The organism is uncultured Erythrobacter sp., from assembly GCF_947502395.1.
In the GTDB taxonomy this organism is placed as follows: Bacteria; Pseudomonadota; Alphaproteobacteria; order Sphingomonadales; family Sphingomonadaceae; genus Erythrobacter.
The window spans coordinates 849,610-871,365 of record NZ_CANMZM010000002.1 but is presented as its reverse complement, the minus strand read 5'-3'; the positions used below and the strand labels follow the sequence as shown (position 1 = coordinate 871,365).

The following is a 21,756-nucleotide window of genomic DNA, read 5'->3' as shown; positions in this document are numbered from 1 at the left end:
TCAACATCTGATAATTGCGATTCGCTTTTAGCGACAATTTGGGATCAGCCTCGCAAGGGAGCGCCAAATTCGGGATGCGCGCCTTGTCTGGTCACTCTTTCTTCGGGAGACGGCCAATTACTTCTCACAACCGCTTAACTGCCCGTGATTCAGGACATGTCCAAGCCGAAAACACATGCCCTAAGCAGGACAAATATGAGGCGTTCCTCGGTTTTTTGGCCGAGAGCTCGAACGTAAAGCGTTCAGCAGAGCGTGCCGGCCTGAAACCTGGGACCGTTTATCAAAGAAGGCGGCAAGATTCTGCATTCTCACGCAGATGGCTTGCCGCCTTGTATGAGGGATATCTGCACCTTGAGTTGGAAGTGGTCCGCCGACTTCGCGAAGGTGAAATGACGGGCAACAATGACGATAAGTACGATTTCGCCAACGCGATAAGACTGCTTACCGCACATCGCGAGAACGCTGCTCGCGCTCAAGCCGAGCAACGCAATGTCACAGCTGCTGCTGTTCGCGCATCAATCGACCGCAAGGTCGAAGCGATCCGACAACAGGTTCGGCAAGAAAAGGGTCGTGAAAGCAATTCAAATTGATTGGTGCGCTTGATTGGCTCGCTTTTGAAGAGGATTCCGTTCGGCAACGGGTCGTCAACTCACTTGATCAGGAGGAACGCAATGAATGGCAATACCATTGGAAACTCCAAGCCCGCCAAGCTCAGCTTGCGCCACGCGGAAACTGGCGCACCTGGCTGATCCTTGCTGGCCGCGGATTTGGGAAAACCCGGGCAGGCGCTGAATGGGTGCGGACAATTGCAGAGGAAAATTGCGAGGCGCGCATCGCTCTGATTTCGTCCTCTCTGACCGAAGCTCGGTCAGTCATGGTGGAAGGAGAGAGCGGAATTTTGGCTTGCAGTCCACCTGAATGCAAACCCGCATTTGAGGCCTCGTTAAGACGGGTACGCTTTCCCAACGGAGCGCAGGCACAACTGTTTTCTGCCGCTGAACCGGAATCTCTGCGAGGCCCGCAATTCAGTCACGCTTGGTGTGACGAGACTGGGAAATGGCCGCTATCGCATGATCGTGCTACCCGGGCTTGGGACAATCTGCTCATGGGTTTGCGACTTGGCCATGACCCCCGCATTGCGGTCACCACCACACCGCGCGCAGTTCCACTGGTGCAAAGATTGCTAGACAATGAAAAGAGTGGAAGCGTCGTCGTCACACGAGGTTCGACTTATGACAACGCAGCTAATCTACCGAAGAGGTTCCTAGACGCTATCAGCAGCGACTTTAGCGGCACTCAGCTCGCACGCCAGGAAATTGCTGGTGAGATGCTAACCGATCTGGAGGGAACCTTGTGGCCCCGTACGACCTTGGAAAGGGCGCGCGCCGAGAGATCAAGTGAGCCAATGCGAAGGGTCGTGGTGGCTGTAGATCCCCCAATCTCATCCACGGGAGATGAGTGTGGGATTATCGTCGCGGCCATAGGGGAGGATGGGTTCGCAAATGTTCTCGCAGACTGCTCCCTTGCTAAGGCCAAACCCGGCGAGTGGGCAAAGGTAGTCGCAACTGCGGCCGAACACTGGAAAGCTGACAGGGTTGTTGCGGAGTCCAATCAGGGCGGCGCGATGGTTGAAAATGTGCTTCGCGCAGCCAACGCCTCTTTGCCCATAAAGCTGGTTCGCGCCAGCCGCGGTAAAGTTGCCAGGGCAGAGCCTGTGGCAGCATTGTACGAAGCAGGAAGGGTTCGCCATTGCGGCTCCTTCCCGAAGCTCGAAGACCAAATGTGCGGAATGCTGATTGGTGGCCAATATGCTGGACCGGGCCGTTCGCCTGACCGCGCAGATGCCCTCGTTTGGGCACTTACAGAATTGATGCTTGGCCCAATCGCCAAACCGAGCGTGCGCTCGATCTAGCGCCAAGAAACAAACAAAGGAATTGCCAATGGCATTGCTCGAACAGCTGTTCTCTGCCTTCAAGGGTGGGGAGGATTCCCGCGTGCCATTGGCGCCCGGAATCATGCAGGGTTGGACACCAGCCTTTACCGAGACCGGAAGCTCGAAACCCTACCAATATGAGCGCAGCGTGCGTGACGGATTCTTGAGTAATCCTATCGCCCAAAGAGCTGTGCGCATTGTTGCCGAGGGCGTCGGCCAAGCCCCGCTCGGGAGCAATGATGACAGGCTGGCAGCGCTGATCAATGCGACCAGTGCAGGGCAGTCATTGATAGAGACGCTCGCGTCACATCTTCTTCTTCACGGCAACGGATTTGTCCAAGTCGTGAAAGATGCGACAGGGCATCCGATTGAACTTTTTGCGCTCAGGCCAGACAGAGTAGATGTTGTCGCTGGGTCAGACGGTTGGCCATGTGCCTACACATACTCCGTCGTTGGCGATAAGATTACCTTGCCCATCGAAGATGAGGATGGCTGGCCCAACGTTATCCAGATCAAGACGCTCCATCCGTTAGACGACCACCTTGGTGCGAGTGCGTTGGCATCAGCCCAACAAGCGGTGGCGATCCATAATGCGGCGTCTGAATGGAACCGCTGCCTGCTGGAAAATGCGGCGCGCCCTTCTGGAGCACTGGTCTACGAGCCAGGAGATGGCGCAGGGCTCACTCATGATCAATTTGAGCGCCTGAAAAGTGAGCTTGAAACGGCGTTTTCTGGCTCTGGTAATGCGGGTCGACCCATGCTGCTGGATGGTGGATTGCGCTGGCAAACGCTGGCAATGTCTCCAGCTGATATGGACTTTGCAACGCTTAAGAGTGCCGCAGCAAGAGAGATCGCATTGGCCTTTGGCGTGCCGCCAATGTTGCTCGGGCTTCCCGGCGACAACACCTATTCAAACTATCGCGAGGCCAACAGGGCGCTTTGGCGGCTGACCTTATTGCCGTTGGCGGAAAAACTCTTCTCAGCGTTGCAAGAGGGGCTTTCCCCATGGTTCTCGAAGAGCTCAATTCATATCGACCTCGACCGGATCACTGCGCTTTCAGAAGACCGTGAACGTCTTTGGAAGCAAGTTTCGGATGCGGATTTCCTGACCCGCGATGAGAAACGCGAACTGCTTGGATTTGGCTCAGAGGAAAACGGCCAATGACGCCTTCCGATACTCTCGCCAGCCTTTTGGCACAAGCCAATCAAGACGGCGCCAACCTTGTCACCTTGCGGGCAATTGTCGAAGAAACGACCGAGGTCGCAACCGACCGCGTCCTAGACCGGTTTGGACTCGCAGATCCCAACGCGGAAAGTGACCTTGATGAACTGCGCGAACTGCTTCGAGCATGGCGCGATGCCAAAGCAAGCGCTTGGAAGGCCTTTGTCGAATGGGCCATCCGCGCCCTCCTCGCCGCACTTCTGATTGGCATCGCTGTGCGCCTTGGCGTTTGGGAGATGCTGTGATGACCGACAATGACCACCTGAATAAGCCGGTTCGTTTTGCGGGTTACGCGGGGCTTTTCAACATCCCTGACTCAGATCAAGACACAATCCTACCAGGTGCCTTTTCTGCCACTCTCGCAGCACAGACAAAGGCGCTGCCTCTTTTGTGGCAACATCGTCCTGATCAACAGATCGGCGAGATTGAGACCATCAGTGAAGATGAGCGCGGCCTTCGCGTCATTGCAAGAATCGATCGCACTGCCAGCCGGGCTGCGAAATTGCTCACCAAAGGTAAGGTATCGGGTCTCAGTTTTGGATATCGCGCCCGTCAGGCCAGACATAGCGAAGCGGGCCGCGAACTCACAGAAATCGACCTGTTCGAAGTGAGCCTTGTCACTCATCCGCTTCAGCATGGCGCTCGGGTCCACTTCATGTCCTGAGCGCACCCTCAAGCCCCTCGGATTGGCCGCCATGCTGGGCGGCCTTTTTTATGCCCAACAGAAAGGCCAATAACCCTATGGATACCAACACAACTCCCGATACCACGCCTGCAATTTCAGACGATCAAATGGAGCAAAGCTTCGATATCGTTGCGCGGCAGGACCAAGCAGAAGCCGACATTCAAACACTTCGTGGTGATGTTAACGAAGTCAAAGCGCGTCTCGACAAGGTCTCACGCGCAGCTTCGCGACCAGCAATTGGTGGTGCGGTTTCAGACAATGCTGAAGTAAAAGGCTTCGTCGATGGATATCTGCGTCGAGGTCGTGAAACCGAAGTGAAATCCATCAATGGTTCGTCACCTTCAGATGGCGGTTTTGCGGTGCCACAAAAGATCGACGCGGTCATCGCAAGCGAGCTTATCGAGATCAGCCCGATCCGCTCCATCGCTCAAGTCGTGCAGACCGGTACGTCCGGCTATCGCAAGCTGGTGGCAACTGGCAGCACAGCGTCAGGTTGGGTCAGCGAAATCGCACCACGCCCAGAAACGCAAGCGCCAAATTTTGCGGAGATCGCACCGCCATCTGGTGATCTATTTGCCAATCCGGCGGCCAGCCAAGCGATGCTCGACGACGCAGCGTTTGACCTTGAAACATGGCTCGCAAATGAAATCGCGATCGAGTTTGCTCGCGCTGAGGGATCTGCCTTTGTCGATGGCACCGGCACCAACCAACCGGAAGGCTTCCTGCGTTCGCCTACCAGCGCTGCAGAAGACGGTGTGCGTCCGTTCAGGACGGTCCAATACGTTGGATCGGGCGATGCAAATGGCTTTGACAGTGCGCCCGACTCCAAGCTCATCGACCTGATCCACTCGCTCAAGTCTGGCCATCGCCAGGGGGCGAGCTTCGTCATGAACTCGGCCACTCTTGCGTCGGTCCGCAAGCTCAAAACCGCTGACGGTGCGTTCCTGTGGCAACCAGGCATGGTCGAGGGCCAACCAGACCGTCTCCTTGGTTATCCCGTGGTCGAAGCTGAGGATATGCCAGACGTGGCTTCGGGTGAATTCCCGATTGCCTTCGGCAACTTCCGCCATGGCTATCTGATCGCCGAGCACAGCGCGACCCGCGTTCTGCGCGATCCATTCTCCAACAAGCCCTTTGTCCACTTCTACGCGACCAAGCGCGTGGGCGGACAAGTGCTCGACTCAAACGCGATCAAGCTTCTCAAGATTGAGGCCTAAACAAAGAACTTTTGCCGCACTGATGCGGCATAATTTGTTCCCGGCAGGGTAGAGTTCCCCCTTGCTCCCCTGCCGGTACACAGCGCCCGCGCCCCGCAAACCAAGCTTCACTCCAGCTGGTTGCGACTGGCGCGGGCGCACCCTGATCCATCTTTAAACTTGGGAGACCGCAATGCAGCGGAGAATTGTAGAGCCGGCAGATGTAGGCGGCGAAGCGCTTGCGGATCTGAAGAGTTGGCTCGGAATAACGCGGCCCAATGAGGACGTTCTCCTCATCGGCCTTTTGCAATCAGCCCTTTCAATGTGTGAAGGCTTTACTGGCCAGACACCCTTGTCGCAGTTGGTCGAGGAACGATTGCCGATTCAAGGTGAGCAGTCCGCGCTGACCTCCCGGCCAGTCTCCTTTCTTTCACGCGTGCAGATTGTTTCGCAAGGCGGAGACCGAACCGAACTCAATGCTTCTCAATTTGAGGCCGAGATACAGGCCAACGGAAACCTTGTCGTCCAGCTGCTTGACAGTATCGAAGGGCAAGCGTTGGTTGTGACTGCCAGCGTGGGGCTCAGCGACACTTGGGACGGATTACCAGCACCACTCAAACAAGGTATCATTCGTCTCAGCGCTCATCACTACCGCGATCGAGATCGCCACAGTGGCGACAAAACAGTGACCTCACCTCCAGCTATTGTCAGCGCCCTCTGGAGACCTTGGCGGGCAGTGCGGCTGACATGATTACCGCAACTACGTCCAGAGATGCTCTCATTCGAAGACTGCAAGAACGAGCCAAGATTCGGGGACTTCAATACGCAGAGCATCGTCGTCGCATCCGCAAAGAAGACACGGTCGACTGGCATTCCGCCCGTTCGCTGTGGCCAAAATTCACGAGAGGTTGACCTGATGGAAAATCACTTGCGAGCGGAGCTCATTTCATGGCTTCGCGACGACCCCGCACTCGCGACGATCAATGCGATCGAAGAGGAAGCTCCCGTCAAGGCAAGCTCACCCTGGATCGGCATAGCCGCAAGCGCGTCCACCGATTGGGGCACAAAGGAACGACCCGGCCGCGAGGTTCGCATTGCAATTGAGCTTGAGACCCGAGCGGATGAGCCTGATGCGGACGGTTCATTGATCAGCGCAATCGAACGTAGGATCTTGGACCTCCCACCATTTCAAACCGGATTTGAGATTGCTTCGATCCGCTTCCTGCGCGCGCGCAGTGAAGAGCGCGAAGGAAACCTGCGCGGAGCCCTACTCGAATTCCGGTTCCGAATTTTCGCCCCGCAAACCTGATTTTTCATTTTGGAGAGATACTATGCCAGCGCAGAACGGATCTGCCTTCCTCTTAAAAATAGGAGATGGTGGATCGCCTATCTCTTATGAAACAGTGGCCGGAATGCGGACCACACAGCTGACGATTAATGGCGATCTCGTGGCCGTGACTAATAAGGAATCAGGTGGCTGGCGCGATCTGCTTTCAGGCGCGGGCACGCGGTCTGTTTCGGTCAATGCGGCTGGCATATTCCTTGGCAGTGACGCAGAAACTTCAGTCCGCACCCATGCCTTGGCAGGCACAATCGACGATTACGAATTATCTTTTGAAGATGGCGAACGCCTGCGTGGGCGTTTTCTGGTGCAGCGATTGGACTACTCGGGCGATTTCAACGGCGAACGCAATTACACGCTTCAGCTTGAAAGCTCTGGACCGATTGTACCGGCATGAACCAGACAGCCAATGCCTTAAGAGGTGAGGCTCGTTTTCAGCTTGGCAACCGCCAACTGCGTTTGCGCCCTAGCTTTGAAAATCTCGTTGCAGCCGAAGAGGAAATCGGTTCGCTTTTCGCCCTAGTTGAACGCGCATCTGAAGGCGCTTTGACGCTCACAGAAGTAAGCGCGTTGATTTGGCACTGTATCGACACTGACCCACGGCCATCTCGCGAAGACGTCGGCCAATCAGTACTCAAGCAAGGCCTGATCGATACCACAAAACCTGTGCGCGCCATTCTTTCTCAGGTCTTGCAAGGTCAATCGTGACACGGACAATGCCCGAAGGCTTCACCGCCCACGCCCAGCATTTTTGGACCATCACCGCACAATGGCTGGGATGGCGACCAAACGAGTTTTGGCGCGCGACACCGAGCGAACTGAAAGGAGCTCTTTCTGAACCAAAGGCCCGCTCAGATGCGCAAGGCCCATCGATGGAAATGATTGCCAAAATGTTGGAGCGCGAGAGAGATGGATGACTATTTTGAAGAACTCGTAATTGATGTCCGCGCAACCACTGACGGCTTCAACGCAGACCTACAGTCTGTGAGCAGTGCGGTGGATTCGAATTTGATCAGCAACTTTGATCGGGCTGGATCCGTCCTTGAGAGAGGGCTTCTTTCAGCAGTTAGGCGCGGCTCGCTCGGATTTGATGACTTGCAGAGAGTAGCGTTTCGCACGATGGATTCCATCGCTGCCCGTGCCATTACGTCGGGCATTGGCTCGATATTCAATGGCTCGGCTTCAGGATTTGGCGGATTGCTAGGTCAAACTTTTGGCTCGCTTCTGGGCCTGCCCGGCCGGGCAACCGGCGGACCTGTTTCCCCGGGCAGGGGATATCTCGTTGGCGAGAATGGACCTGAGCTCTTTGTGCCAACATCTTCCGGGCGGATTGCCGCCAATCAAGGCACAACAGCCGCAGGCCGCGATGTGCGCGTTGCAATACAGCTGGCCACACCACGCGGAACCGCCGCTCCTACTGCGATGCGGCGCTCGTCGCGCCAAGTTGCAAGCGCAGTTCGCAGAGCGCTCCAAGATCGTTGACGCAAGGATTTTCCAGCTATGGCATATTGGCTAGCCCGCGAGCGCCGTGGGCAAGAATCCAGTTTTATCCAGCGATTCGATCCTCGGTTTTGGCGGGTAAACTTCCCCCGCCCGGCGATGGCATCCGTTGTCACGACTGGCCCAGATTCGATGCAGATCGATGTGGAGCTCCACCGTGAGGGCGAGCTGGTCGGATTGATCTGGGAGAGCGAAGATACCCTGGACCATCCGCTTTTGGCGTACGAAACCAATCGCAACTACTCAAACACAACGCTGAGCTTTCGTTGGCAATCTCAAGGAGTGATCGCGCTTGATGCAGTCAATGGGCCCACACTTACTATCGAGGGGCGCGATGCCCAAGGTCAATCTCGAGCCTGGTTCGTAAGGCTTTGGAATTATGCCGAGGGAACGCCCACAGACGCAGTCATCACACTGCCATTCTCCATGATCGAAAGCGGCTTTTCGCTACCGGGAAGCCCAGTTCATGTGGCCGATATTGATCGGATGTTTATTTCGCTGGTTGCACCTGAATTTGCGTTGGGAAGCAACACCCCATTGCCCTCTCGCTTCAACGGAAGCGTCACAGTTTCCAATATCGTTGCCGATGGCCGTCATTCGGTCCTTGAAATCGGAGACGTGCGTCTTCCTGTTCACGGTGAAAGGCTCGCAACCGCTTATGACGACGCTTACGATCAAACACCTTCCAGAATTCTTCGGAACCTGATTGGCTTAGGATACCGCCATGACCTCATCCACTACGTAGGGATGAGCCACTTTATGCGCCTTGGCTTGCAGGGCGAAGATCTTTTGGCCGTTCCTGCTGGGGAGCTTTGCCAGCCTTGCACCCAATGGCACCGAAACTTCTTTGCACTTGCCTACGAGAACGACCTCGAGGTGATCGCCTCAATTTCTTATGAGCTTTTCAACGCCTATTGCCCTGAGGCGTGGAAACAAAGAACCTTCAATGGTGATCCTGCGTTGACAGGTTGGGTGCCACCCTCCAGCCTATTGTCACCAGCCAATGCCGATGCCATGGCCTGGTTGCAAACCAGTGCAAGCGCATTTGTTAGCCTCTTGGTCGCTTCAAATCTCCCGGTGAGAATGCAGATCGGAGAGCCGTGGTGGTGGACCACTGCACAAGGCGAAATCTGCATCTATGACGATGCCGCACTTTTGGCCTTTGGCGGTGATCCCCCCGAGATTCCGGATTTGCGCCAGACCTTGGACGCAGATCAAATCGCATTGCTTGAGGCAGCTGGGGCACTCCTGGCCCAATCGACATCTGACTTAACCGCTGCAATCCGTGCAGCTGCGCCAGCGTCATCTGAAATTCTACTGCTAGCCTTCACGCCAACAATTCTCGATCCCCAGATGCCAGAATTGTACCGCGCCAACCTGCCAGTCGGCTGGGCACGACCGGCCTTCGATCGCCTCCAGCTCGAAGACTACGACTGGCTTACGGATGGGGCGGATGCTCTTCGGCGCGCGGCCTACACGCTTACCGATTCTCGGCTCCAGTATCCGCTTGACGAACAAGATTATCTCGCGGGCTTCGTTCTTCGGGCCGAGGACCGTGAGGAGCATTGGACCCGCATTGATCGCGGCGTCGATGAAGCCGTCAAACGTGGCATCGAACGACGATATGTCTGGGCACAACCCCAGGTAAATCGTGATGGTTATACCCGAATGCGCTCAAGCCAAGAGGATGCAATGGAAGCCTTCGACGATATCATCTATCCCTTCGCACTCGGGCGAAGCGCCTCTGTGGCGCCTGAGTTCTCAACATCCATATCAGTTACATCATCGGGCCATGAACGTCGCAATTCGCTTTGGTCCGATGCCAGGATTCACTTCGACGTGGGCCCTGGGATCCGCTCCGAGCAAGAACTCTCTGAAGTCATCAGCTTCTTTCGAGCCAGACGCGGAGCAGCAAGAGGTTTTCGCATCAGTGATCCGACAGATCACAGCTCAAGCGGAATGACAGGTTCGCCCTCTATGCTCGACCAGTTGATCGGCATTGGCGACGGAGTTGCAGCAGAATTCCAGCTCATCAAATCCTACGGCGGTCCTCAAGAGCCACAGGTCCGCCCGATCACTCGTCCACGGGCAGAGACGCTGCTTGTAAGCGTGGATGGCAATCCCTCCTCTGATTGGTTGCTTGGCGAGAAGGGTAAGCTGATCTTCACTTCAGCCCCAGCTCCGGGGTCCCAAGTCCGCGCTGGATTCTTGTTTGATGTGCCCGTCCGGTTTGCCGAAGACCGCGTAGACATCTCAGGGGTAAACTTTGAAGCCGGGGAAGCGCCAAGCATACCACTGATCGAACTCCGAGAAGAAATATGACGAGGGTATTTTTCGATCGCGAGCTCGACAATGCGGCTACATTCTGGCGGATTTTTCGACGCGATGGAGTAACTCTGGGTTTTACCAGCCACGACAAAGACCTGACATTCGAGGGCATACTTCATCGCGCAGCACCAGGGATGGTGCCAACAGCCATTCGGCTGACATCCGACCTTTCTGAAGAGAACGCAGGGGTAGAAGGAGCGCTTAGCCATGATGCGATACGCGAAAGCGAACTGTCGGCCAGTCTGTTTGATGAAGCTGCCATCGACGTCGGCATTGTCGACTGGGAGACCCTAGACCACCACATTGTCTACACCGGCAAGCTTGGGCGGATCGAGGATGACAGGAACGGGTTCACTGGCGAACTTAAATCGGCCAAGGCCGTGCTCGAACAGGACCTGGTTCCTCGCACCAGCCCGACGTGCCGAGCCACATTTTGTGGGAAAGGCTGTGGATTGTCAGCCATACGCTTTACCAGCCGAGTGATCGTCGAAGAAATTGATGCCGATCTCAATCGCGTTCGAGTTCTAGGCATCTCGGGCCAAGACCATCTCGATGGCCAGATTCGTTTTCTAGATGGCCCCCAAACCGGTATTGCCTTCGCAATTGTAGGTGTAGACGGGGAATGGCTCGCCCTTGATCGGCCCTTGGCTGACAAGCTTACCGGTGGGACTGCGGCTGAACTGCGCCAAGGGTGTGACCACACGCTCACCACGTGTTCTACCCGTTTCGACAATGCTCTGAACTTTCGCGGTGAGCCTTTCCTGCCTGGGAACGACCTGCTGGCTAGATATGGTCAGGGATTAGGGTGATCTCAAAGCTGGCGCGCGGGCAGCAGCTCGCAGAGGCCGCCGCCAGTTTCATTGGCGTGCGCTTTCGGCTTTTAGGGCGCGAACCAACACAAGGCCTAGATTGCATCGGTCTTCTTGCGTGCAGTCTCCAAGCGGTTGGAGGCCAGCCTGTTGTGCCCATAGGGTACGGGCTGCGTAATTCCGATGCCTCGCCTTGGATCCACTGCGCCGCGCAGAGCGGATTGCTGCCCGCTAGTGGGCCGATCCGCGCCGGTGACGTCTTCCTTTTGAGGCCTGGCCCCGGCCAGCATCATATTGTGATCGCCGAGTGTGCGGTCTCGGTAATTCATGCGCACGCTGGCCTTCGACGGGTCGTGCGCCAACCCATGCTCAACGCCGGTGAAGAACTGGCGCACTGGCGCTTGCCCTAGCACTTTAAAGGAACACGAAATGGCAACTCTGCTTTTGACCGCGGTTGGCACCGCCGTTGGCGGTCCTATTGGCGGTGCAGTTGGAGCATTCATAGGCAGACAGGCTGATCAGGCACTTTTTGGGACAAGTCGACAAGGCCCCCGCCTTAAAGAACTGACCGTAACAACATCTAGCTACGGCCAACCGTTGCCGCGTAATTTTGGCCGAATGCGGGTGGCTGGATCGATCATCTGGTCGACGGAACTTCAAGAATCGAAGAACAAACAAGGTGGCAGCAAAGGCAAACCATCGACGACCACCTACTCATATTCCGTCTCATTCGCTGTGGCGCTTTCGAGCACACCGATCGAGCGAATTGGAAGAATATGGGCTGACGGAAATTTGCTGCGTGGGGCTGCCGGGGATCTCAAGGTCGCCGGCGATCTGCGCTTTTATCCAGGCAAGGGCGACTCACGGGTTGACCCGTTGATCGCCGCAGATCGCGGAGCGCTTGCACCTGCTTTTCGTGATGTTGCATGTGTGGTTTTCGAGGATCTCCAGCTCGCCGATTTCGGCAATCGCATCCCGGCGCTTACATTCGAGATTTTCTCTGAGAACGGTGAAACGATTTCTGTAAGCGAGCTCGTACCCAGTGCGGAACCTAGTCAGGGCAATGCCGTACTGGACCATGCGCGGGGGTATTTGGATGAAGGTGGGTCAATCGGATCCACGCTTGCGACAATTGATCAGGTCTTCCCACTTGTATGCACGACGCACGCAAGTGGGCTTCGATTAGAGTCAGCCTATTCGGTATCTGAAGAGATCCCCATCCTTCCAGAACAAGTATCTATCCGTGACAGCGAGGATGCGCAGGAGCGACATAAGCAGCGCGGTGGGAGGATCGGCAGCGAACCGATTGCTCTGCGTTACTATGACGAAGAGCGAGACTACCAGCCCAGCGTCCAACGCGCCTTGGGCATCCGCCCAGATGGACGCCAGGTCATGGTTGATCTGCCCGCAGCAATGAACGCCCAAGGTGCGCGTCAACTCGCAAACTCCAACGCGCACAGGGCCCGGTGGAGGAACGAGCATGTGATCTGGAGAATTGGGGAGCTTAATCCCGATATCGGTCCAGGTCACCTTGTACGCTTGCCCAATGCCGCCGGAATTTGGCTCGTTAAGAGTTGGGAATGGTCTGATTTTGGTGTCGAATTGAGCTTGGATCGCGTATCACCAGAGATATTGGGGGAACTCGTTAGCGATTCAGGCGCATCTAACGCGCCCGCAGACAACCCCATTACGCCGACACAATTGTTCGCATTCGAAGCGCCCGCCGGCGACAACTCCAACCCCACTGATCGTGCGATTTTCGCGGCGGCAACCTCCCAAAGTGAAGGCTGGCGCGGGGCTGCGCTTTTCATTGAGCAAGGCACAGCACTTCAAGAGATAGGTCAAACTGGCAGTTCTCGCGCGGTCGCTGGCACCCTCACTGTTCCGCTCGGCACCTCACTTTGCACCCATATCGAACCAAATGCAGATATCTTGGTCCACCTGAATTCGCCGGATCTTGCTTTTCAAGGCACTGATGTAATGGGCCTATCGAATGGCGCGAACAGACTTATGGTCGGCGGAGAACTTATCCAATTCCTTGACGCACAATCATTGGGCAATGGCGAATGGCGATTGTCTGGTTTGCTGCGGGGCAGAGCCGGGACAGAACCTTCCGCGTTAGTCGGGCATGATATGGGTACAAGCGCTGTGCTTTTGGACGACCGCACTACGACTCTGAACCCTTCGACCATTCCCGCTTCACAAAGTTTACGGATTGCTGCCATCGGCCTTGCAGATGATGAACCAGTTTTCGCCGATCTGCAGAATGTGGGACTTTCTCGGCGAGCCATCATCCCGATCGCTCCATTGATTCGAGAAGAGAATGATGGTGCTTGGAAATTGTGCTGGACTCGGCGCGCAAGAGGGCAGTGGACCTGGCCTGATGGGGTAGAGGTACCACTGGTGGAAGAGCAAGAACTGTACAGCGTCGGCTATGGCCCCTGCGAAGCTCCGTTTGTGGCCTGGCCCTTAGATGAGCCGCAACTGATTCTATCACAAGCCCAACGGGCGGACCTTCTAGCAAACTACGGGCCAGGCCAGATTTGGGTCAAACAGATCGGTTCATATGGTGAATCCCCACCGCTCCTGCTTGCCGAGCTTACATAATTTTCTGGAGATCAGTTATGACCAACCCGATAGCATTTCCTTCAAAAACAACTCACCTGTCGCTGCCGCTTCTTTTCGTGGGCCAAGCTCAAAAGGAGCCGTTCATCAATCAGGCGTTCTCGTTGATAGATGGGCTCGTGACCGGGATAGTGAATGACTCAATGGCGACACCCCCAGCCGACCCGCAGGAAGGCGCCTCGTTCCGCATTCTGGAAGGCGCAACGGGAGACTGGGCGGGTCATGACAATGCTATAGCGCTGCGGATCGGAGGAGCTTGGGAGTTTGTCACCCCGTACAACGGCATGACAAGTTTCGATCAAGCGGCAGGCGTCCGATTGTACTTTTATGATAGCTGGCAAAAGGCAGCAGAGCCGACATTGCCAAGTGGAGGAGCTACAATAGATGTCGAAGCACGCTCGGCAGTATCTGAGCTCGTTGACGCGCTGCGCGCCGCTGGAGTCTTCGAAAAACCAGCGTGAACGCAAGGTCCGTTTAAGCAATTCATCCCAGAGAAGGCCAATATTGCTCCATTTTTCGCAATTCGAGACGCATATAGAGGCAAACTTGCAACAGTAAGCTTGATTGACTGCTTGCGCGCACAAAACTGAGAAGTTAGAAAACTCTAGCGCCTCAACTCAAAAAAGGGGAATTCCAAAATGCGCAATATCGTCATTGGTTTGGCGATGGCTTCAACGGCACTGACAACACCGGCCATGGCCCGCGAGGGTCAATGGTACATTCAAGGTGATGCAGGTGCGATGATCGTTGAAGACGTCGACATTGATATCAACGGTAGCCCTGATGAAGCTATCGTGGATCACGACACTGGATGGGACGCAGGTGCTGCCGTCGGTTACGATTTCGGCGTGTTCCGGCTTGAGGCCGAAACAAGCTATCGCCGCGCAGTCCTCGATAACGTCGAGGCGGGCGGTGCAGGTCTCGCGCTGTTCAATACGACCGCGGGTACCACCTTATTTAGCCAAGAGGTTCGCCCGGCATCCGGAAGCACTGAAACACTTAGCTTTATGCTTAACGGATTGGCCGATTTTGGCCCAGACGATGGCATTCAAGGTTTCGTAGGGGGCGGTGTTGGCATCGCACGTGTTGATCTTGAAGGCACGGCGTTTGCCCCTGGCCCAGGAATCTATGACGATTCGGACACAGGGTTCGCATGGCAGGTGCTTGCAGGTCTTCGCGCCCCAATCAGCGACAATTGGGATGTCGGTGTCAAGTACCGCTACTTCAGTGCAGAAGGTGTGGACATAATCGATCCAATTGGGCGTGATCTAAGCACTACGGTCGCTTCGCACTCACTGTTGGGTTCGATCGTCTACAATTTTGGTGGTGCAGCTCCACCGCCACCACCTCCTCCACCTCCACCTCCACCGCCGCCACCTCCACCGCCGCCGCCACCTCCACCGCCGCCGCCGCCTCCACCGCCGTGCAACACTGGCCCATACATCGTCTTCTTTGATTTCGATGAGTCCGTGATCACTGCAGATGCTGCGACGATTCTGGACAATGCGGTTACGGCATACGCGAATTGCGGTACTGCAGCCGTGATGCTTGCTGGCCACACAGACCGTTCGGGCAGCGTTCAGTACAACATTGGCTTGGCTGAGCGTCGTAATGCCAGCGTGACCGAGTACCTTACTGGTCGTGGTGTCCCTGCCGGTCGTATCTCGGGCGAGGCCTTCGGCGAATCACAGCCGCGCGTTCCTACCGCGGACGGTGTGCGTGAATTGCAGAACCGCCGAGTTGAAGTCACTTACGGTCCGGGTTCGGGCATGTAAGAACAGGCTTCATAGCCAGAATGAAAAGGGGCCGGTTTTCCGGCCCCTTTTTTGTTGCACATTTCCGGTTTGATTATGGACTCTGAGTCATGAACAATTCAGTCAATAGGAGGTGGTGCAGATTGCGCACACCAAACCAATTGTCGGGGCGGGCAAATAGCCTCTTCACTCTCACCAGTTTGGCAAAGCTTCTCTCTGCACCTTTGCACTACATATCAAAGCCATCTCAGCCGCAGCTCTCCGTGTGTTTCAGACTGAACCGAGAGGCCTAAACCTACTCCGCTTCACCCGCAGACTTTGCCCTCTCAAGAACAGTACGCTCTGCTTCAGGCACGGTCCGATAGGCAATCAGCAAAAGCGTAACACCAATCGGAACAGCGATCAGCAGGCTCAGGCCGCCCGTAGAAAGGCTGCCGGTCATCGTAGAAACTTGACCAGCCATATACGGCCCCAGCGCCAAGCCGACGAGCGTGGTTGAAAGGAAGAATGTCGCAGTTGCGGTCCCGCGCATACGTGGCAGAACCAGATCCTGCGTAGTCGCAGCCGCAGCCCCGAGCGCCGAACTGGCAAAGAGCGATTGTAAGAAAGCACAAAGATAGAAAAGAGGGACGTTCTGCGTCGTAAACATGATCGCCAAGAATGGCGCCGCGGCAACCAGTCCAAATGCGACGACGATCAACCGGCCAGCGGGGTTTCGCGCCCGCAACTTATCTGCCATCCAGCCGCCAAGAATGACGCCGAGGAACCCGCCTGCAGCTCCAGGACCCCCAATCCACCATCCTGCCACCGAAGGCGCTTGGTCAAGGATGCGGATTGCGTATGGCGCTGCCCAGAATGAAGCCGCATAGGACATGAATGCCACCATGCCGTATCCAAGGATGGTGGTGAGAAAGGCAGGTGTCCCCCAGATCAGTTTGAACGTCGGAGCATCTCTGCGCTTCAAGGTCGTGGCCCAAGAGAAGATCGCATAATAGCCAATACCGATGGCACCCCACTGTTGGTAGCTACCCGTTGCCAACGCCATCCCATAAGCAGCACCGCCAATAACAAATGCGCCGAGAAGGTTGAAAAGAAGCCCCCTTGTTCCCGCTTGCGCAGCGCCGTAGAGCGTAAAAGGAGGGATGACCGCCATTAGCTCTCTAAGGAATCCGCGGAACGGATCTTTAGATGGAGGGGCAATTATCCCTTCGCTTTCACCACGCAGAGGTTCACGCAAGGTGAAGACGAGGCAAGCAAGCAAAAGGCCAGGCAGGCCAACAATAATAAATGCGGCTTGCCACCCGACTAGGCCCAAGGGTGCATCGGTTGGGAAAGCCTCATTCCAATTCTCAACAATCGCGCCGCCGATAAGCAGCGAAATGCCTCCTCCGATATAGAGGCCGGATGAATAAATCGCGAGGGCCGTCGCCCGCATCTTCTTGGGAAACCAATCGGAGATGAGCGAATAAGCGGATGGGCTGGCCGTCGCCTCGCCCACTCCAACGCCAATCCGAGCGACACTCAGCATTGTGAAGTTCTTCGCAAAGCCCGAAAGTGCGGTGAATGCGGACCAAATGGCAAGGCCAGCCGTCATCAGCCGGATGCGGTGCCACGAGTCCGCTAGCTTCCCAAGGGGAATGCCAAACAGCGCGTAAAATACCCCAAAGGCGGTGCCGTAGAGAAAGCCGATCTGATCATCTCGGAGCCCTAGGTCTGCCTTGATGTCCTCCGCGAGGATCGAGATGATGTTCCTGTCGACAAAATTCAGAACGTAAACAATCACCAAGATGCTTAGGGCGTACCAACTGTAGGCAGGTACGGATTGCTTCACCTGATCATTGGATTCAGGCTGCGCTTCGGCTTCGGTCAATGGAAACTCCCCAAACTCGGCTTCTTGTTGAAATGTAGCAGCTTCGTTGTGGCCACCTTATTCTTAATAAAGAGTCGTATCGACTATTCCCGCTTCGGCAAAACCTTTTTTGCGCAAACGGCATGAGTCGCACTCACCACACGCCTGCCGTTCGGGAGTCGGATCGTAGCAGGACCAACTCCAAGAAGGATCAAGCCCTAGTCTCGCGCACTCTCGCGCAATGTCAGCCTTCGTCATATGCTGGAGGGGTGTGTGAATTGTGAGCGGGCTTCCTTCGATTCCAGCTTTGGTCCCCAGGCGTGCCGTTTCGGCGAAGCTTTGAATGAACTCGGGCCGGCAATCCGGATAGCCAGAATAGTCGAGCACATTTACGCCGATGAACACATCGCACGCCTGCCTAGCTTCGGCATACGCCGTAGTAAGCGCCAAAAAAACGAGATTGCGTGCAGGCACATAGGTGACCGGTATTTCGTCACCCACCCCTGACTTGGGAACGTCAATATCGTCGGTCAGAGCAGATCCACCAAAGGCGCGCAGATCGAGAGCGATTTCCGTTTGGCTTTCAAGATTAAGCTTGTCTGAAATTATCTTGGCACAATCGAGTTCAACGCGATGCCGCTGTCCATAATTCACGGTCAATGCGTGAACCGCGAAGCCCTCTTCCAAGGCTCTCGCCGCCGATACCATCGAATCGAGACCGCCTGAAAGAAGGACAATGGCTGGAGGTTTTGGGGGATTCATATGGGTGGGGCTAAGCACCATCTAACCAATTGGCAATGGGCGGAATTGCCCCAACGAAGATTTAGCAATCGCCTGTAAGCCGCGCCTCGGCAGCGAACTGAAAGGGAAGGCCTGAGGCGATGCCCTGGCTTTCAATCTGGATCAGTTCCTCTGTCTCCCTACGAATGTCTGTACGGCCATAGCCATTGCCGGGACAAGTATACTGGACGGATACCTTGTTGATTGCATCCTCTACTACAAAGCGACTGCAATCGGGCTCTTCATGCCGCAGTTGGATGAGCTCTTGACCTGTCCTCACACAGATCTTGCGATCCACTGAACCGTCACGATGCTTGATAGTCCACTCGCCTTTCGACAGGCCTTCCAGCATCGCCAAGCTGTCTGATTGCGCGGCAACAGGAAGCGCAACACCGAGGGCCACCATACCGATTGCCGCAGCGATGCCGATTGGAGATATTTTCGCGTGTGAGGTCATGCGTATTTCTTCCGCTAGTCCCGTCTGAAATCCTTGCACTTTAATAGAATTCCGCGATGAGCCGTTCCTGAACAGCGATAAAACGCTAAATCGCTAACTCAAACGTCTTTGCGCAGAATGCGCAGTCTACCGCAATCACGCCCGAATCATTTCGCATGTCTTGGCGTTCGCTTTCCGGGAAGCGCGATATGACGGAGGTGTAGTATTCTGCACTGCAGCGACAGCCACGCGACAGGCCGTCGCCAGATTGGACCCTGACTTCGGTTTCTTCATGGAATAGACGCCAGACGAGAGCTTCAAGAGACAGTCCGGGATCGAGAAGCTCGTCGTGGCTGATGGAACCGGCCATCGTCGCCACATGCTCCCAATCTGGGTGGTCCATCCTGACGTGAAGACGTTCGCGCCCTTCTTCACCATCAGCGAGATGTTGCACCAGTAAGCCAGCCGCAACACCGCCTTCACGGTCGGCTCGGCTAGCAAGCCGGATCAAAGTCGGGACTTGCTCCGATTGACTGAAATACGCCTCGCAAGCTTGCGCCAAACTATCGCCTTCAAGTGGCACAATTCCCTGATATCGCTGTCCCCCACCTGTTTCGAAGGTGATCGCCAGATAACCGTCGCCGAAAAGCGCGGATAGCGATGGATTGGCGCCAAGGCTCGACAGCCAATCATTGTCGAATTCGGCATAGCCTCTAAGGCTACCTCCCCGATAATCACAGACCAAAAGGGACACAGCACCAGTCTGCGTCTGCGCTTGCATGGTGAGCTGCGCTTCTTCACCCTCGCTTTTGAGCAAGCCGCCCATCAGAGCGGCAAGAACCAGTGCTTCTTCCAGCAAATGGGTAACAGAAGCAGGGTAATCGTGCGCCGCGAGAACGTCATCGATCACCTTATCGAGACGCACCAATCTACCACGAGCCGATCGATCGGGCACGGTAAATCCCAAAAGGTTATCAGAAAATGTCTCAGCCTGAGTGTTCATGAGAGGCCATATGGTGACTCTTCGCTTTCACGTTAAGGCCTGTTTCGAGGGCGAAAGTCTGTTGGGCATTATCCAAGTTTCCCAAAGCACCATAGAAGAACCGATTTCTGCGCATGTATGCGGTTCTCCGCTTCGTCGAATACAACCGATTGGGCGCTTTCGAATACCCCTTCACTGACCTCTTCGCCGACATGGGCTGGCAAGCAGTGCAGGAACAAGGCATTCGATTTGGCCATGCCCATGAGAGATTCGTTCACTTGAAACGGTTCCATGGCGCGACGTTTTTCATCAGCGTCATCCTGACCCATGGAAATCCAAGTGTCGGTCACAAGCACATCGGCATCTGACGCCCCCTCTTTGGCAGAATTGGTCAGCGTCACCCGCGCTCCGCCTGCCCGCGCCAACTCAACAAACTCTGGGTCAGGCTCAAAGCCTGGGGGCGTTGCAACTCGGACGTTGAATTTCATGAGGCCAGCAGCCTCCAAAACTGAGTGCAACACATTGTTGCCATCGCCAAACCACGCAAGCTCTAGGCCTGGTAGCGCTTTGCCATGCTCGATCACCGTCAGCAGATCTGCGACGATTTGGCAGGGATGCGAGCGATCTGTCAGACCGTTTATAACTGGCACCGTGGCGTGGCGTGCCATCTCCTCAATCTTAGCATGATCATCAGTGCGCAACATAATTGCATCCACCATGCGGCTGAGCACACGCGCAGTATCGGCAATCGATTCACCACGGCCCAGTTGACTTGATCCGGCCTCAAGGATCAGCACTGTTCCCCCTAATTGCCGCATCGCTATGTCGAAACTAACCCGAGTGCGGGTCGAATTCTTCTCGAAAACCAGCGCCAAGACCCGGCCGGCAAGCGGGGCATCATTGTCCGCTTCTCCCTTTGGTGACCCAGCGCGAGCAGCCTTACGATCAATCGCATCGGAAATCATTGCGGCCATGGCGTTGGCGCCAGCGTCCCCCAAATCGAGGAAATGAAGCGGACTTCCTGACATTACGCTGGCTCTGGCACTTTGAAACTAGCTGCGCCTGCAGAGAGCTTCTCGAAGAACTCATCAATTTCTTCATCGCCGATCACGAGCGGCGGAATAACTCGCAACGTCTGGTCACCAGCGGCCACTGTCAACAGCTGGTGATTGTCGCGCAGATGGACAAAGAAGGGACGGCTTTCGACTTTCATCTTGATGCCCAGCATCAAACCCTTTCCGCGCACAAGCTCGAACAGTTCCGGATAATTCCCGATAAACTGCTCCAACCGCGTCCGAATGCGTTCACCTTTGTCAGCAACACTTGCAAGGAACTCAGGATTGGCGACAGCATCCATCACTGCACTTCCCGCAGCCATTGCAAGCGGATTTCCGCCATAAGTCGAGCCATGAGTGCCAAAGGTCATACCGCGAGCCGCTTTCTCTGTTGCGAGTACAGCTCCGAGCGGAAAACCTCCTCCAAGCCCCTTTGCCGTGGCGACAATGTCTGGCTCGATGCCATAGTGTTCGTAAGCGTAGATTTTTCCCGTGCGCGCAACGCCACATTGTACTTCGTCGAGAATCAGCATGAGATCATGCTCATCGGCCAACGCCCGGAGGCCCTTCATGAAAGCGTCGGATGCGGGGCGGATACCACCTTCGCCTTGGATCGGCTCCACGAGGAATCCAGCAGTCTTAGGCCCCATCAGAGCCTTCGCCGATTCCAGATCATCAAATTCTGCGTATTTGAAGCCCTCAAGTAGAGGCGAGAACCCATGGTGCATCTTGGTTTGATTAGACGCGCTGATCGTAGCCATGGTCCGGCCATGGAACGCGTTTGAGAATGTGATCAGTTCGAAACGCTCGGCATCACCGTCTTCGCCGGCGTTCTGATGGTACGCACGCGCTGCCTTGATCGCGCCTTCAACTGCCTCAGCACCAGAATTGGTGAAGAAAACCGTATCAGCGAAGGTCGCATCGACTAGCTGTTGTGCCAGCTTCTCACCTTGCGGGCTGCCGTAGAGGTTGGAGACATGCATGAGCTGTGAAGCTTGGTTCTGGATCGCCTTGATCAGCCCCTCGTGCGAATGACCTAGAAGGTTCACTGCAATACCGCTCGCGAAATCCAAATAGCGTGTGCCGTCCTCATCGATCAGATGGCAGTGCTCCCCTTTAACCGGCCGAACTCCGCAGCGCGGGTAAACAGGCATGAGCGGTGAAATTGTCATTATCTCTTTTCCTGGATTTTTGTGACGGACCTGAAAGCAAAAGGCGGCCCATAAATGAGCCGCCTTTCAAAGTCAGATAAGGCCGCCC

General features: G+C 55.6%; 24 protein-coding genes. 17 read left to right on the top strand and 7 right to left on the bottom strand.

Annotation, left to right across the window (positions count from 1 at the left end; all coding sequences use genetic code 11):
- Nucleotides 1-329 precede the first annotated feature (329 nt).
- From Q0778_RS10555 to Q0778_RS10490, 14 genes are all read left to right on the top strand, one after another.
- On the top strand, nucleotides 330-590 hold the full coding sequence (locus tag Q0778_RS10555) for a hypothetical protein (protein ID WP_298335913.1): 261 nt from the start codon (nucleotides 330-332) through the stop codon (nucleotides 588-590).
- A complete protein-coding gene (locus Q0778_RS10550) occupies nucleotides 587-1,912 on the top strand; it encodes a terminase family protein (protein WP_298335911.1) in 1,326 nt (441 codons plus the stop codon). The genes Q0778_RS10555 and Q0778_RS10550 overlap by 4 nt, the downstream gene beginning before the upstream one ends.
- A gap of 28 nt (nucleotides 1,913-1,940) precedes the next feature.
- Nucleotides 1,941-3,098 (top strand): phage portal protein, encoded by a 1,158-nt coding sequence (locus tag Q0778_RS10545; protein ID WP_298335910.1) that lies wholly within the window; start codon nucleotides 1,941-1,943, stop codon nucleotides 3,096-3,098.
- Nucleotides 3,095-3,400, top strand: a complete 306-nt coding sequence (locus tag Q0778_RS10540; protein ID WP_298335908.1) for a DUF6127 family protein — start codon at nucleotides 3,095-3,097, stop codon at nucleotides 3,398-3,400. Before Q0778_RS10545 ends, Q0778_RS10540 begins: the two co-directional genes overlap by 4 nt.
- Entirely contained in the window at nucleotides 3,400-3,819 is a 420-nt protein-coding gene (locus tag Q0778_RS10535; RefSeq protein WP_298335906.1) for an HK97 family phage prohead protease, read from the top strand. Before Q0778_RS10540 ends, Q0778_RS10535 begins: the two co-directional genes overlap by 1 nt.
- 77 nt (nucleotides 3,820-3,896) lie before the next feature.
- On the top strand, nucleotides 3,897-5,057 hold the full coding sequence (locus Q0778_RS10530; protein WP_298335904.1) for a phage major capsid protein: 1,161 nt from the start codon (nucleotides 3,897-3,899) through the stop codon (nucleotides 5,055-5,057).
- Between the two features lie 172 nt (nucleotides 5,058-5,229).
- Entirely contained in the window at nucleotides 5,230-5,787 is a 558-nt protein-coding gene (locus Q0778_RS10525) for a hypothetical protein (RefSeq protein ID WP_298335901.1), read from the top strand.
- A gap of 165 nt (nucleotides 5,788-5,952) precedes the next feature.
- Nucleotides 5,953-6,345 (top strand): DUF3168 domain-containing protein, encoded by a 393-nt coding sequence (locus Q0778_RS10520; protein WP_298305967.1) that lies wholly within the window; start codon nucleotides 5,953-5,955, stop codon nucleotides 6,343-6,345.
- 22 nt (nucleotides 6,346-6,367) lie between these two features.
- Nucleotides 6,368-6,775, top strand: coding sequence for a phage tail protein (locus Q0778_RS10515; RefSeq protein ID WP_298305971.1), 408 nt, complete (start codon nucleotides 6,368-6,370; stop codon nucleotides 6,773-6,775).
- Complete coding sequence (locus Q0778_RS10510) at nucleotides 6,772-7,086, top strand: gene transfer agent family protein (protein ID WP_298305974.1); 315 nt, start codon at nucleotides 6,772-6,774, stop codon at nucleotides 7,084-7,086. Before Q0778_RS10515 ends, Q0778_RS10510 begins: the two co-directional genes overlap by 4 nt.
- Complete coding sequence (locus Q0778_RS10505) at nucleotides 7,083-7,295, top strand: phage tail assembly chaperone (RefSeq protein ID WP_298335900.1); 213 nt, start codon at nucleotides 7,083-7,085, stop codon at nucleotides 7,293-7,295. Before Q0778_RS10510 ends, Q0778_RS10505 begins: the two co-directional genes overlap by 4 nt.
- Entirely contained in the window at nucleotides 7,288-7,860 is a 573-nt protein-coding gene (locus Q0778_RS10500; protein WP_298305978.1) for a tail tape measure protein, read from the top strand. The genes Q0778_RS10505 and Q0778_RS10500 overlap by 8 nt, the downstream gene beginning before the upstream one ends.
- Nucleotides 7,861-7,878: 18 nt before the next feature.
- Complete coding sequence (locus tag Q0778_RS10495; RefSeq protein WP_298335898.1) at nucleotides 7,879-10,200, top strand: DUF2460 domain-containing protein; 2,322 nt, start codon at nucleotides 7,879-7,881, stop codon at nucleotides 10,198-10,200.
- The gene (locus tag Q0778_RS10490) at nucleotides 10,197-11,015 is read left to right on the top strand and encodes a DUF2163 domain-containing protein (RefSeq protein WP_298335896.1); all 819 of its coding nucleotides are present in this window, start codon (nucleotides 10,197-10,199) and stop codon (nucleotides 11,013-11,015) included. Before Q0778_RS10495 ends, Q0778_RS10490 begins: the two co-directional genes overlap by 4 nt.
- A gap of 95 nt (nucleotides 11,016-11,110) precedes the next feature.
- Here the strand turns inward: Q0778_RS10490 and Q0778_RS10485 are convergent, their stop codons facing one another.
- Complete coding sequence (locus Q0778_RS10485) at nucleotides 11,111-11,410, bottom strand: hypothetical protein (RefSeq protein ID WP_298335894.1); 300 nt, start codon at nucleotides 11,408-11,410, stop codon at nucleotides 11,111-11,113.
- A 34-nt stretch (nucleotides 11,411-11,444) separates the two neighbouring features.
- Between Q0778_RS10485 and Q0778_RS10480 the strand changes: the two genes are divergently transcribed.
- The 3 genes from Q0778_RS10480 to Q0778_RS10470 all read left to right on the top strand — a co-directional run bounded on the left by Q0778_RS10480 (nucleotide 11,445) and on the right by Q0778_RS10470 (nucleotide 15,415).
- Entirely contained in the window at nucleotides 11,445-13,622 is a 2,178-nt protein-coding gene (locus Q0778_RS10480) for a phage tail protein (protein WP_298335892.1), read from the top strand.
- Between the two features lie 17 nt (nucleotides 13,623-13,639).
- Nucleotides 13,640-14,101 carry a DUF2793 domain-containing protein gene (locus tag Q0778_RS10475; RefSeq protein WP_298335889.1) on the top strand — a complete coding sequence of 154 codons (462 nt, stop codon included), beginning with the start codon at nucleotides 13,640-13,642 and terminating at the stop codon, nucleotides 14,099-14,101.
- Between the two features lie 177 nt (nucleotides 14,102-14,278).
- Complete coding sequence (locus Q0778_RS10470) at nucleotides 14,279-15,415, top strand: OmpA family protein (protein WP_298335887.1); 1,137 nt, start codon at nucleotides 14,279-14,281, stop codon at nucleotides 15,413-15,415.
- Nucleotides 15,416-15,689: 274 nt separating this feature from the next.
- Here Q0778_RS10470 and Q0778_RS10465 read toward each other — a convergent pair whose 3' ends face one another.
- The 6 genes from Q0778_RS10465 to Q0778_RS10440 all read right to left on the bottom strand — a co-directional run bounded on the left by Q0778_RS10465 (nucleotide 15,690) and on the right by Q0778_RS10440 (nucleotide 21,668).
- The gene (locus Q0778_RS10465; RefSeq protein ID WP_298335885.1) at nucleotides 15,690-17,264 is read right to left on the bottom strand and encodes an MFS transporter; all 1,575 of its coding nucleotides are present in this window, start codon (nucleotides 17,262-17,264) and stop codon (nucleotides 15,690-15,692) included.
- A 63-nt stretch (nucleotides 17,265-17,327) separates the two neighbouring features.
- Nucleotides 17,328-18,005: a 7-cyano-7-deazaguanine synthase QueC gene (queC, locus tag Q0778_RS10460; RefSeq protein ID WP_298335883.1), complete on the bottom strand. Its 678-nt coding sequence runs from the start codon at nucleotides 18,003-18,005 to the stop codon at nucleotides 17,328-17,330.
- Nucleotides 18,006-18,066: 61 nt separating this feature from the next.
- On the bottom strand, nucleotides 18,067-18,480 hold the full coding sequence (locus Q0778_RS10455; protein WP_298306010.1) for a hypothetical protein: 414 nt from the start codon (nucleotides 18,478-18,480) through the stop codon (nucleotides 18,067-18,069).
- Between the two features lie 85 nt (nucleotides 18,481-18,565).
- Nucleotides 18,566-19,462 carry an Hsp33 family molecular chaperone HslO gene (locus Q0778_RS10450; RefSeq protein ID WP_298335881.1) on the bottom strand — a complete coding sequence of 299 codons (897 nt, stop codon included), beginning with the start codon at nucleotides 19,460-19,462 and terminating at the stop codon, nucleotides 18,566-18,568.
- A gap of 68 nt (nucleotides 19,463-19,530) precedes the next feature.
- Nucleotides 19,531-20,469, bottom strand: a complete 939-nt coding sequence (argF, locus tag Q0778_RS10445; RefSeq protein ID WP_298335879.1) for an ornithine carbamoyltransferase — start codon at nucleotides 20,467-20,469, stop codon at nucleotides 19,531-19,533.
- A complete protein-coding gene (locus tag Q0778_RS10440; protein WP_298335877.1) occupies nucleotides 20,469-21,668 on the bottom strand; it encodes an aspartate aminotransferase family protein in 1,200 nt (399 codons plus the stop codon). Before Q0778_RS10440 ends, argF begins: the two co-directional genes overlap by 1 nt.
- Nucleotides 21,669-21,756: the final 88 nt, after the last annotated feature.